This is a genomic window from Brevundimonas sp. NPDC058933, from assembly GCF_049315965.1.
Classification (GTDB): Bacteria; Pseudomonadota; Alphaproteobacteria; order Caulobacterales; family Caulobacteraceae; genus Brevundimonas.
On record NZ_JBMOSL010000014.1, the window covers coordinates 1 to 12,367 of the forward strand.

11 protein-coding genes are annotated in these 12,367 nt (G+C 65.3%); 7 read left to right on the forward strand and 4 right to left on the reverse strand.

Features of this window, described 5'->3' with window-relative positions; genetic code table 11:
* Positions 1–331: 331 nt before the first annotated feature.
* The gene (locus ACOZBP_RS15855; RefSeq protein WP_422677291.1) at positions 332–2,494 is read right to left on the reverse strand and encodes an AGE family epimerase/isomerase; all 2,163 of its coding nucleotides are present in this window, start codon (positions 2,492–2,494) and stop codon (positions 332–334) included.
* A 126-nt stretch (positions 2,495–2,620) separates the two neighbouring features.
* Between ACOZBP_RS15855 and argB the strand changes: the two genes are divergently transcribed.
* From argB to ACOZBP_RS15875, 4 genes are all read left to right on the forward strand, one after another.
* Positions 2,621–3,550 (forward strand): acetylglutamate kinase, encoded by a 930-nt coding sequence (gene argB, locus ACOZBP_RS15860; protein ID WP_422677292.1) that lies wholly within the window; start codon positions 2,621–2,623, stop codon positions 3,548–3,550.
* Positions 3,547–4,245 (forward strand): pyrimidine 5'-nucleotidase, encoded by a 699-nt coding sequence (locus tag ACOZBP_RS15865; protein WP_422677293.1) that lies wholly within the window; start codon positions 3,547–3,549, stop codon positions 4,243–4,245. Before argB ends, ACOZBP_RS15865 begins: the two co-directional genes overlap by 4 nt.
* Positions 4,242–5,111, forward strand: a complete 870-nt coding sequence (gene dapD, locus ACOZBP_RS15870) for a 2,3,4,5-tetrahydropyridine-2,6-dicarboxylate N-succinyltransferase (RefSeq protein WP_422677294.1) — start codon at positions 4,242–4,244, stop codon at positions 5,109–5,111. The genes ACOZBP_RS15865 and dapD overlap by 4 nt, the downstream gene beginning before the upstream one ends.
* A 354-nt stretch (positions 5,112–5,465) precedes the next feature.
* Positions 5,466–7,505 (forward strand): S8 family peptidase, encoded by a 2,040-nt coding sequence (locus tag ACOZBP_RS15875; RefSeq protein ID WP_422677340.1) that lies wholly within the window; start codon positions 5,466–5,468, stop codon positions 7,503–7,505.
* Between the two features lie 74 nt (positions 7,506–7,579).
* On the opposite strand, the gene ACOZBP_RS15880 is transcribed toward ACOZBP_RS15875, so the two are convergent.
* Positions 7,580–8,755 carry an acetyl-CoA C-acetyltransferase gene (locus ACOZBP_RS15880; protein ID WP_422677295.1) on the reverse strand — a complete coding sequence of 392 codons (1,176 nt, stop codon included), beginning with the start codon at positions 8,753–8,755 and terminating at the stop codon, positions 7,580–7,582.
* 147 nt (positions 8,756–8,902) lie between these two features.
* On the opposite strand from ACOZBP_RS15880, the gene trhA reads away from it, so the two are divergent.
* Positions 8,903–9,607 (forward strand): PAQR family membrane homeostasis protein TrhA, encoded by a 705-nt coding sequence (gene trhA, locus ACOZBP_RS15885; RefSeq protein ID WP_422677296.1) that lies wholly within the window; start codon positions 8,903–8,905, stop codon positions 9,605–9,607.
* Here trhA and galE read toward each other — a convergent pair.
* The gene (gene galE, locus ACOZBP_RS15890; RefSeq protein WP_422677297.1) at positions 9,604–10,596 is read right to left on the reverse strand and encodes a UDP-glucose 4-epimerase GalE; all 993 of its coding nucleotides are present in this window, start codon (positions 10,594–10,596) and stop codon (positions 9,604–9,606) included. The two genes, trhA and galE, sit on opposite strands and share 4 nt — an antisense overlap.
* A gap of 188 nt (positions 10,597–10,784) precedes the next feature.
* Here galE and phaR point away from each other — a divergent pair, with 188 nt between their 5' ends.
* Together phaR and ACOZBP_RS15900 are read left to right on the forward strand one after the other, a co-directional pair.
* Positions 10,785–11,402, forward strand: a complete 618-nt coding sequence (gene phaR, locus ACOZBP_RS15895; RefSeq protein ID WP_422677298.1) for a polyhydroxyalkanoate synthesis repressor PhaR — start codon at positions 10,785–10,787, stop codon at positions 11,400–11,402.
* Positions 11,399–11,773, forward strand: a complete 375-nt coding sequence (locus tag ACOZBP_RS15900; RefSeq protein ID WP_422677299.1) for a hypothetical protein — start codon at positions 11,399–11,401, stop codon at positions 11,771–11,773. Before phaR ends, ACOZBP_RS15900 begins: the two co-directional genes overlap by 4 nt.
* A 147-nt stretch (positions 11,774–11,920) precedes the next feature.
* Here the strand turns inward: ACOZBP_RS15900 and ACOZBP_RS15905 are convergent, their stop codons facing one another.
* Positions 11,921–12,346, reverse strand: a complete 426-nt coding sequence (locus tag ACOZBP_RS15905) for a hypothetical protein (protein WP_422677300.1) — start codon at positions 12,344–12,346, stop codon at positions 11,921–11,923.
* Positions 12,347–12,367: the final 21 nt, after the last annotated feature.

The window sequence follows — 12,367 nt, forward strand, 5'->3', positions numbered from 1 at the left end:
CAGTTGGAACCGCGAGTGGACGACTCGGTGTTGATGTCGTCGATGATATGGTAGCCGGCGTCGACTGCGCCGTACCAGCCGTCCGGCTCAGCCGAAGCGGCGCCTGCCGACAGGGCCAGAGCCGCCGCCGCGCTAGATGCCAGGATCAAACTCTTGACGCGCATTGATGCGGCCCTCCGAGATCAGTTGTGTGTAGACGACAGATATGTCGCCTGCCTCACTCCTATCAGCGTTGCCGTTGACGGTCGAGCGGGAAACGCCCGGTTTACCACAGGTTGCAACTCAACCGTTGCCTGCGAGCTACAAATAGCTAACGCTATTCGAGGTTTTATTAACGAAGCACGGCGCTCGGCGCCCAGGCCTCGCTGTCTACCAGCGCACTGTCCGCCAGTTGGGCAAACGCCGCAACGATATGATAGAGCGAACTCGCCGGAGATGGCTCTTCGATGAACTTGCCGCTTTCCAGCAGGGTGTCTCGCCAAAGACCGTCCGGCGTCAAGTAAAGCCACAACGCCCGAAGAGCTTCCGACGCATCCGCCATATAGGCGGCTCGATCATGCTCCGAGACGCAATGGGCCAGGATCAGCGAACTCTTCAACCACTCGGTCTGCGGCCAGAGCCGCGCTCTCGCTCTAAGAACTTCTCCGTCATCACTCAGCGCATTAACAGCCAGCTGGCGACGCTCACTCACTCCCTCCCGCCCCCGAGCATGCAACCGGTGCGCGGTAGCTAGCGCCTCGCCATCATTCCTGGCTGTCGCATATCTAGCCAAAAGACAAGCCCATTCAAACTGGTGCCCCGGCTCTACCGCATAATCCAACCCGTCAGATAGAGACGCCAAACGCTCATCGCATCCCCGCAGTCGGCCAGATTTCGTGTCGATAAGAGCCACGCAGGCTAGCCTCACAATCCGATCCGCAGCATCCCTCCATACCGGCGCGGCCGACACCTCTTCCCAAGCGAGGACAGCCGCCAGCAAGTGCATATGAAAACCAGACTGAAAAGCAGCTCCTTCTTCTAGGAGATCGCCGCCAGGGACGCCCCTTTTCAAAAGGGAGTTGAGTATTGATTCGCCGCGGGGAAGAACATCAGCGCCAGCCACCCCGGCCTTGAACGCCGCGGCTAGGGCCAGCAGACGAAACGCTTGGTCTTGACTGCCGCCGATCTGGTCCGGCCGAGCGCAGTCATCATCAATTTTTTTCAAGCCCCCCCTTACTGCGCGAGCCCAGGGCCCTCCCCACCCCATCATGCCGACCTGAGCAAACGCGTGGATCAGGTATGCTTGGGTCCGCGCCGTCCGAGCGGCATCCACCCACCTGCCGTCGAGCGTAAGCGATTCTGCAAAACAACCGTCTTCACGCTGGCCGAGAGCTGACCACAGCGGGAGGCTCCTGGTTCTCAACCAGTCCTTTAGACGTTGACTGCCGTCAGCCAAGGATTCTTCTGACGGATTGAAAAAATCAGCATGCTGCGGTGACGACAGGCGAATGCGCTCCACAATTTTTTTGACTTCTTGAGAGCGGCGTAGATCGCACACTAGGACGGCGTCCCTTTCCACTATTATGGCAAGGTCACGCACCCCTATCGCCGCCACCACCATTCCATCGGGCGCCCGGGCCAAGCAGCCCTCCGCGTCCTCAAAAATGTGACTGCCGATTTCCCCCTCGCCGCTGGCGGCGATCGCATCCCATGCTCCCAGATCCGACCAAACGAAATCCACAGCCAGCACGGAAGCAAGTTTCGTCTTCTCCATAATAGCATAGTCGATTGATACTCTCGGCGCCTCCTGAAAAGCGTCCCCGAGATTCAGAATGACATCGCCCACCCCCTGAGAAACAGCGGCTCTGGCAGCAAAATCTACAGATGCCGCTTGAGAGGACAGCTCTTTGAGCAGCACACTCGCCGAAACGATGAAATTACCACTGTTCCAAAGATAACCATTTTCAATGTACTTCTCAGCAGTACGGCGATCCGGTTTTTCAACGAATTCAGCAACCTTCGACAGCCCGGATTTTACTGGATGAATATATCCATATGCCGTCGAGGGTTTATTCGGCTTGATCCCAAGCGTAACAATACGTCCTGATTGAGCTTCTTTCGCTGCTACGATAACCGAGGATCGAAAGGCGTCGCTATCTGGAATAAAATGATCCGATGCGACGAAAACATTGATACCTTCGATATCGTGCGCCGCAGTCCAAACCGCAGCCGCAGCCATCGCTGCGGCAGAATCTCGCCCTACGGGCTCCAATAAAACCTGAGCATCAATCCCAGCCTCGTCGAGCTGGTCCAAGATCAACGCTCGATGATCTGCCGCCCCCACGACGATCAGCCGCGCCCCCTCTGAAACTAGCGGCGAAACTCGGATCACCGCCTCATAAAACAACGATCGGTTACCAGCAAGAGGAATGAACTGCTTTGGGCGCGACGGGCGAGAAGCTGGCCAGAGACGTGTACCCGCGCCGCCACACAGGATTACAGGATAGAGCTTCATATAGTTTTGGTTAGCTAGTTTCCGCGCAAAAGAAAGAGAAGTTTTGTTGCGTAAATCAACGACGCAACGAGCCGCACCCCTTTCCATCGTGACTCGCGCGCCCTTCGCCGCTATCGAGCGGCCATCATGCAAGAGACCGAACGGCAATCCGAGGAACGCAGCTGGGAGACGGCGAAGACGCTCGCCGAGGCCCTGCCCTATATCCAGGTTTACGACCGTGAAACCGTGGTCATCAAATACGGCGGCCACGCCATGGGCGAGAGCGCCGTGGCCAAGCAGTTCGCCGCCGACGTGGTGCTGCTGAAGCTGATGGGCGTCAACCCCGTGGTGGTCCACGGGGGCGGGCCGCAGATCAGCGCCATGCTGGACAAGGCGGGGGTCAAATCGGCCTTCGTCGACGGGCTGCGCGTCACCGACAAGGACACCATGCAGGTGGCCGAGATGGTGCTTTCGGGCGCGGTCAACAAGGAGATCGCTCACTGGATCACCGTCGCCGGCAAGGAAGCCGACGTGCGCGGCGTCGGTCTGTCGGGCAAGGACGCCGGCCTGCTGACCGTCGAGCGCACACGCCGCAACAAGCGCGACCCTGACAGCATGATCGAACATGAGGTCGATCTGGGCTTCGTCGGCGAACCAACCAAGGTCGATCCCAAGCTGATCAAGGGCCTGATCGCCTCCGAGACCGAGGACTGGGTGCCCGTCATCGCCCCCATCGGGGTCGCGGAAGACGGCCTGACCTATAACGTCAACGCCGACACGGTCGCGGGCGCCATCGCCGGGTCGCTGGGCGCCAAGCGGATGCTGCTTCTGACCGACGTGGCCGGCGTGAAGGGCGCGGACGGCGAGATCATCCGCCAGATGAATCTGGACGACGCGCAAGGCCTGATCGACACCGGCGTCGCCAACGGCGGCATGATCCCCAAGCTGGAGACGGCCATGGCCGCCGTCGGCGCGGGCGTCGAGGCCGTCGTCATCCTGGACGGACGCCGTCCCCACGCCATGCTGGTCGAGTTGTTCACCGAGTTCGGGGCCGGCACGCTGGTGAAGGCGAAGTGACCAGCCAGCCGCTGGCGGCGACCACAGAGATCGGCGCCGACCTGCGCCATGTCCGGTCCTGGGTTTTCGACCTCGACAACACCCTCTACCCGCCGGAAAGCCTGTTCCTGAAACAGGTGGAACAGCGCATCAACGACTATGTGGTGCGCACTTCGGGACTTGAATCCGCCGAGGCGCTGAGCGTGCAGCGCGGCTATCTGCACGACTACGGCACCTCCCTGGCCGGGCTGATGATGCACTACCAGATCGACCCGCACGACTTCCTGGCCGAGGTCCACGACGTGCCGCTGGACGTGCTGACGCCCGATCCCGGCCTGCACGCGGCGCTGGAACGGCTGGCTGGCCCGCGCCTGATCTTCACCAACGGCTCGATCGGCCACGCCCGGCGGGTGATGGAGCGGCTGGAGCTGACGCGCTTCTTCGACGGGGTCTTCGCCCTGGAAGACGCCGACCTGGTCCCCAAGCCCGATCCGCGCACCTTCGACAAGATGCTGGCCCGTTTCGGCGTCGATCCGACCACCGCCTGCTTCTTCGAGGACACCCCCAGGAACCTGGAGCCGGCGCACGCCATCGGCATGACCACGGTTCTGGTCGGTCCCAAGGCCTTCACGGCCGAGGGCGACCATATCGACCATCGGGCCGCGACCGTCGGTCCCTTCCTGACCACCGCCATGCTGGACGGAGATCCGCAATGACCGACCTGACCCATCTGGAATCCGTCATCGAGGCCGCCTGGGAGGCCCGCGCCGAGGTCTCCGCCGCCACGCGCGGCGAGGTGCGCGACGCCGTCGACACCGCCCTGGCCCTGCTCGACGCCGGCCAGGCGCGCGTCGCCACGCGCGGCGAGGACGGCGTCTGGACCACGCATCAGTGGCTGAAGAAGGCGGTGCTGCTGTCCTTCCGCCTGAACGACAACGTCATCATGCGCGCCGGCCACGCCCCCACCCTGCCGCTGTCGGCCGATCATCCGGTCGCCGTCGGCCCCTTCTGGGACAAGGTGCCCAACAAGTTCGGCGACTGGAGCGCCGCCGACTATCAGGCCGCCGGCTTCCGCGCGGTGCCGGGCGCGATCGTCCGCCGCGGCGCCCACGTGGCCAGGAACGTCGTGCTGATGCCCTCCTTCGTCAACATCGGCGCCTTCGTCGATGAGGGCTCGATGGTCGACGCCTGGGCCACGGTCGGCTCCTGCGCCCAGATCGGCAAGAACGTCCACCTTTCGGGCGGCGCCGGCATCGGCGGCGTGCTGGAGCCGCTGCAGGCCAATCCGACCATCATCGAGGACGGCTGCTTCATCGGCGCCCGCGCCGAGGTGGCTGAGGGCGTGATCGTTCGCGAGGGCGCTGTCTTGGCCATGGGCGTCTATCTGTCGGGCTCGACCAAGATCGTCGACCGCGCCACGGGCGAGATCTTCCGCGGCGAGGTCCCGGCCTATTCCGTCGTGGTCCCCGGCGCCCTGCCCGACCCGAACGGCGGTCCGTCGCTGTACTGCGCCGTCATCGTCAAGCGCGTCGACGCTCAGACCCGGGCCAAGACCGGGGTGAACGAACTGCTGCGGGACTAGGGACAGCAAACGACGATTATGCTCCGGCAACGCTCGAAAACGGGCTCGCCAAGACCGCGAACTAGGGCCTAATGGCGCCCTAGGTTCGGGGAGGCGGCGTTGGCGTTCAAGGGTTTGCGCAAAGTAGCGGTTTCGGTCGGCGTTCTCGGCCTTCTGGCCCTCCCTCTCGCTGCTTGCGGCGGGGGTGGGGGTGGAGGAGGCGGAACGGGCGGCGGGATCGTGACGCCCCCTCCTCCACCTCCACCTCCACCTCCTCCCCCGCCGCCCCCGCCACCTCCGCCTCCGCCTCCAGCCATTCCGTCCGCGAACTCGTCCGAGTATCTGCGTAACTACGGCGTCGCAAATACAGGCGCGATCGCGGCATGGCAGACCGGCGCGACAGGGCGCGGCGTCACCGTCGGCGTGGTGGACAGCGGCATCAAGCTGGACCATCAGGATCTGGCGGCGAACATCTCGCCGCGCTCGACCGACATCATCAGCGGACGCAGTCAGCCCCAGGGCGAGGACCGACACGGCACGCGCGTCTCGAGCGTCATAGCCGCGCCGTTCAACGGCTTCGGCACCGTCGGCGTGGCGTTCAACGCCACCATCCTGTCGATCCGCGCCGACATCAGCAACTGCAACGACCCTGACAATACCGTCTGCTTCCGGGGTGCGGATCTGGCCAATGCGCTGGACTACGCAGTCTCCAACGGCGCCAAGGTGATCAACCTGTCGCTGGGCGGCGAAGGCGCGCTGGGATCGACCTTCGAGGCCGCGCTGCAGCGAGCGATCAACGCCGGCGTGGTCTTCGCAATCGCATCGGGTAATGAAGCGGGCGCCAATCCCGAATGGCCCGGTCGTTACGCCAGCGACCCCCGCTTCCAGGGCGGCATCATCGTCACCGGCGCCCATGACGCCGCCAACCAGATCGCGAGCTTCTCGAACCGCGCTGGCGTTTCGCAGTCCTGGTTCCTGTCCGCGCCCGGCGTGGAGGTCATCGTCGATTGCGAGAATGACGGCTGCTGGCGTGTGAACGGCACGTCTTTCGCCTCGCCGGCCGTGGCGGGCGCACTGGCCCTGCTGCTGGAGGCCTTCCCCAATTTGACCGGGCGCCAAGCGGTCGACATCCTGCTGCGTACAGGGCGCGAAGCGGGCGACACCGGAACCGACGTTGTCTACGGGCGAGGCCTGCTGGACATCGCCAGGGCCTTCCAGCCCGTGGGCGCGACCTCCTCGCCGCAAGCAGTCGGCTCAGCCGTGAAGGTCGCCATAGAACCCGGAGCCTATGTCGGCGGACCGTTTGGCGACGCCATGGGACGGACCGGCGCGCTGAGCACCATCGGCTATGACGAGTATCAGCGCCTGTTTCGCATCGACATGGGCGCGGCCTATCGCACCGCGCCGCGGCGCAGCTATCAGCCGGAAAACCCCACGCCCATGCGCCAGTCGCAGGTGACCATGGACGGTCCCGGCGGAGCACGGCTGTCGCTGGTCGCCGCCGTCCCTGTCGAGACGCCCGAGCCGATCCTGAACCGTTACACCCCCTTCGACGCCCCCTGGCTGGGCGATGAGGTGAAGCAGGAGGCCCTGTTCGACGTCACAGCCGGACGGATGTCGTTCGCCGCCTGGCAGGGCAAGGGCGGATCGCGCTCGCCCTTCAGCACGGGTTCCGGCGACGGCTTCGCCGCCCTGGCCCAGGCCGACCACGCCGTGCGGGGCGCCATGGCCTTCGGTCCGGTGACCGTCAGCGCCGAGACCGGGGCCGGCGACCGACGCGCGCCGCTGCGCTCGGTCGAGCAGGACGTGTCGTCCTACGCGCGTGCCGCGCTGGACTGGCGGGGGGAACGCGGCGGTCTGTCCTTCAGCATGGGGGCGCTGGACGAGAAGATGGGGCCGCTGGGCGCCTATATGCCGACGCGTTCCGGCTTCGCCCTGCCATCGCGCACACGCTTCGCGGCCTTCGGCGGCGACCTGTCGCTGGGCCACGGCGTGGTGCTGAGCGGCGAGGCCGGCTTCGGCCGCACCGAGATCGAGGGGCGGTTCCTGAACCTGTCCAGCGCCGCCGTCAGCTCGACCTGGCGCATGGCCCTGCAGTCCGATTGCCCGTCCTGGGCCCTGGGGTGTAGCCGCCTGACCTGGGAAATCTCCCAGCCGCTGCGGATCGAGAGCGGCACCTTCAGCGCCTTCCTGGCCGACGTGCCGCTGGAATACTTCGACCCCGTCACCTTCTCCGAGCGCCGCTTCTCGGCCAGCCCGTCGGGGCGTCAGATGGACTTCAGCGTCCGCAGCCTGCACCCCCTGCCGGGCGGCTCCATGCTGCAACTCGAAGCCGTGGCGAGCCGAGACGAACAGCACCGCGCGGGGTCGCCGACCGGCTACGCCCTGCTGGGCAGCTGGCGGCGCGGATTCTGATCGCCTGATCCGTCATGAGAAAGGCCGGCGGATCGCTCCGCCGGCCTTTTGCTTTTCAGCCTTGGAGCGAGGGCTCAGCCGCGCTCGACGCACAGCGCCACGCCCATGCCGCCGCCGATGCACAGGGTGGCCAGACCCTTCTTGGCGCCCGAACGCTTCATCTCGTGCAGCAGGGTGGTCAGGATGCGGGCGCCCGAGGCGCCGATGGGGTGGCCGATGGCGATGGCGCCGCCGTTGACGTTTACCCTGGCCGTATCCAGTCCCAGTTCCTTGACCACGCACAGCGACTGGGCGGCGAAGGCTTCGTTCGACTCGATCAGGTCCAGGTCGGCGACGGTCCAGCCGGCCTTTTCCAGCGCCTTCTTTGAGGCCGGGATCGGGCCGGTGCCCATGATCGACGGATCGACGCCCGCCGTGGCCCAGGAGGCGATGCGGGCCAGCGGTTCAAGGCCCCGAGCCTTGGCCTCGTCGGCCGACATCAGCACCAGGGCGGCGGCTCCGTCGTTCAGGCCCGAGGCGTTGGCGGCCGTCACCGAGCCGTCCTTGACGAAGGCGGGACGCAGCTTCTCCATCGCCTCGATGGTGGCGCCGTGACGGATGTATTCGTCCTGATCCACGACCACGTCGCCCTTGCGGGTCGCGATGGTGACGGGCGCGATCTCATCGACGAACTTGCCGGCCTTCTGGGCGGCCTCGGCCTTGTTCTGCGAGGCGACGGCGAAGGCGTCCTGGGCGGCGCGGTCGATCGACCACTTGTTCGCGATGTTCTCGGCCGTCTGACCCATATGATAGCCGTGGAAGGCGTCGGTCAGACCATCCGTGATCATGGTGTCGACGAAGGCGAGGTCGCCCATCTTCTGACCGGAGCGCAGCTGCTGGGCGTGCGGCGCCTGGCTCATGCTTTCCTGACCACCGGCGACGACGATCTTCGCATCCCCCTGAACGATCTGCTGATAGGCCAGGGCCACGGCGCGCAGGCCCGAGCCGCACAACTGGTTCAGGCTCCAGGCCGGGGTTTCGACCGGCAAACCAGCCCCGATGGCGGCCTGACGCGCCGGGCCCTGCCCCGCCCCCGCCTGCAGCACCTGGCCCAGGATGACCTCGTCGACGTCGACGGGCGCCACGCCCGCACGTTCCAGCGCCGCCTTGACGGCGATCTCGCCCAGCTTGGATGCGGGCAGGCTGGACAGGGCGCCGAGGAAGGACCCCACCGGGGTCCGGGCGGCGGCGACGATCACTACATCGGTCATGATATTCACTCCGGAGGGAATTTTCTGGGTGCGGTTGTGCCGTATTCCACATCCTGCGTCACGTCTCGCAAGTGCGAAGTTCGTTTTTTGCGCCGCGGCCGATTATGGGGAAGGGAACATTCCGCCGGACAGACGCTTTCCCAAGTGATGCTGGTGCGGCTGAAATCCTTGGCGACGCGGGTCTGTACGCCCGACGAGCTCGATATGATCGAGCACTACCAGACGCGCGCCGAACGTCTGGCCGATCTTTGGGTCCATGCTGTCGGCCTGGCGCTTGCGGCGGTCGGCGGCGTGGTGCTGGCGGTGCTGGCGGCGCTCTATGTCGGCGTCGGCGCCGTGGTGGCCACGGCCATCTACGCTCTCTGCCTCGTCGCCATGCTGACGGCTTCGACGGTCTACAATCTCGCCCGCCCCTGCGCCGCTCGCCCTGTCTTGCGACGCCTGGACGAGGCCGCCATCTTCCTGATGATCGCCGGCAGCTACACCCCCTTCACCACCCAGAGGTTCGAGGGCGGCTGGGCCATCGGGTTCAGCGTCGCGGTCTGGGCCATGGCCCTCACGGGGGTGGCGGTGAAGATGTTCGCCCCCCGCATCTCGGACGCCTTCTGGAGCGCGGTCTATGTCCTGTTTGGCTGGGTGGCGATCTTCGCGCTGAAGCCGATGATCGAGACCGTCCATCCCCTGGCGCTCGGCCTGCTGGTCGCGGGCGGGTTGATCTACACGTCAGGCGTCTTCGTCTTCATCAGCCAGAAGGTGAGGTTCCGGCGGGCTATCTGGCACGGGTTCGTCGTGGCGGGCGCCGGAGTGCACTGGGCCGCAGTCCTCATCGGCGTGGTTCTGGTCGGCGCCTAGGTCGGAACGACCCGGGTCGTCTTTTCCCGCCACAGGGCGGCGCTGCTGATCATGTCCTGAAGGGTCTTGCGCGGCGCCCATCCCAAAGCCGCCAGACGGCTGATGTTCGCTACGAGCATCGGCGGATCGCCCTCGCGCCGCGCGCCTGTCACCGTCGGGATCGGTCGGCCCAAGCAGTCCTGGGCGGCCTTGAGCACTTCGCGCACCGTGACGCCCTTTCCGGCGCCTGCGTTCAGCACCAGATCGGTCTCTCCCCTGACCAGCTGATCCAGCACCAGAAGGTGGGCCGCGGCCAGATCCTCGACGTGGACATAGTCGCGGATCGGCGTGCCGTCCCGCGTTTCATAATCTTCGCCGAAGACGGTCAACGGCGGCGTCTCCGCCCGCGACGCCCGCACAATGAGCGGAATCAGATGGGTCTCAGGATCATGATCTTCTCCCAGATCGCCGTCGCTGTCGGCCCCTGCCGCATTGAAATAGCGCAAGACCGCGCAACGCCCGCCCGACGCGCGCGTCGCCCCTCGCAGCGCCTCCTCGAACGCCAGCTTGCTGGCTCCATAGGGACTGATGGGCCGGATCGGGTCGTCCTCACTGATGGAGGTCGGCCTCGCAGGATTGCCGTAAACCGCCGCGGTTGACGAAAACAGGATGTTGCTGACCCTCGCCGCCTGGAGGGCCTCCAGAAAGGCGACGCCCTTGCCGACATTTTCTCGAAAATACTTCAGCGGGTCCCGCATGGACTCGCCCACGAGGCTCTTGGCGGCAAAATGCAGCACGCCGACAACATCGTGCGCCTTCACGGTTCGCGCGACGGCGTCTGCATCAGCAATGTCGGCCCTAACCAGCGGCCCCCACTGAACCGCCCTGGCGTGACCGCTGGAAAGATCGTCGAGGGTCACCGGCAGATAGCCCTCCGCCGCAAGGGCCTTGCAGACGTGAGACCCGATATATCCAGCGCCGCCAGCGACCAATATCGCGCCACGAGCCATGGTCGCCTCCTCTGATCAGAAACCCGCAAGCCGGCCGCGCGCGGTCCGCTTCATTCCTACAATCGATCCGTCGGCTGCAAGCATGATCTTGAGGCGGATACGGTCTTCTTGCTGCGCGCGGGCTGCGGGACTCGCCTTCGCGGCCGCAACGCGTGATAGTGCGGCGCTGCAACAACGCGAGAACAAGCGTGGCCGACAAAAAATCCGAGGGCGGAAAAACCCATGACGGCGTCGTCGTCATCAAGAAATATGCAAACCGACGGCTCTATAACACCGCCACCAGCGCCTATGTGACGCTGGAAGACCTGGCGCAGATGGTGCGAGAGGGGACCGAATTCGTCGTCTATGACGCCAAGACCAATGACGAGCTGACGCGCCAGATCCTGACGCAGATCATCTTCGAGGAAGAAAGCCGCGGCGAAGCTCTGCTGCCGGTGCAGTTCCTGCGTCAATTGATCGGCTTCTACGGAAACTCGATGCAGTCCGTTCTGCCCTCCTATCTGGAGATGTCGCTGGACAGCTTCAGCCGCCAGCAGGAGCAACTGCGCAGCCAGTTCACCCGCGCCTTCACCGGGACGCCTGGCGGCGGCCTGATGGAAGAAGCGGTGCGTCAGAACATGGCCATGTTCGAGCGCGCCATGAAGATGTTCCCCGGAATGACGGTCTATGGTCGACCCGAAGGCGAAACGGACAAGACGGCCGAGCCGGAGCCTAAACCCTCTGCCGATCCGGCTCTGGACGAGATGCGTCGTCAGATGGACGAGATGCGCGCCCAGATCGAGCGCCTGGCCGGCGCGGGAAAATGACCGACGGCGTGCGCCCGATCGGCCCGCTGGAGGGACCTGCTGTGCAGGAACGCCGCGAGGGCGACCGGCGCGAACGAGACCGTCGCGCCGCCGCCAGGGCTGAACAGGCGTCGCGCGCCGTCGTCGCGGCGGGGGAGCGGGTCGATCATGCCGCCTCCCCGGCAAAGCCTGCCGTGTCGCCCCCCAATCCTGTTGTGGCCCCGCCTGCGCTGTTCGCCGCCCAGGTGCTCGGCCAGAAGGGACAGAAGCGCGGTTTGAAGGGCGGCCCGCCCGTGCTGGACGCCGCACGTTCCACCTATCTGGGCGCAGAATACTCGGGCAAGCATGACCGCCGCCCCCGCGCGGGCAAGGCGAGACAGACCGAGGTCTAGGGCCCGCCGCCTGATGGCACGCCGTTTGCGACGGCTCCGACGTCTTCGACCGGAGTTTCGCCCATGGCCGTCCTCAACCTCGCCGCCCGCCTGTTCGACGTGACCGTGGTCGCCCTTGTCTTCGTCGCCTTCAGCTAGGATTTCACCTCAGCGCGGGTTCATGTCGAAGTCGCGCCTGGAGGCGATGATGGTGACGATGAAGCCCGCCAGCACGTCCAGCAGCACCATGGTCAGGATCAGGAAGAAGACCGATCCTGCAAACCCCGGCAGCAGCAGGAACTCGACCAGGCAGACCACGAACAGCACCATCGACAGGGCGTGATTGACGATGGCGACCCGCTGGCTGGAGGTCGACTTCAACAGCTCCACGAACAGCAGGATCAGCGACAGGAACAGGATCAGGTCGCCGACGCTGATGGTCCAGACCGCGCCCGAGGTCATAGGCACGCGAAACAGCACCTCGCTCAGCACAGCGGCAGGCCCCAGCACGGCGTCAGAGGCGCTCCCGCCGAGCAAAACCACCAGATTGTAGATCACCACTGGAACGACCAGCAGCGGTATGGCGATCAGCATGGGCGGCCCCTCCAGATCGCC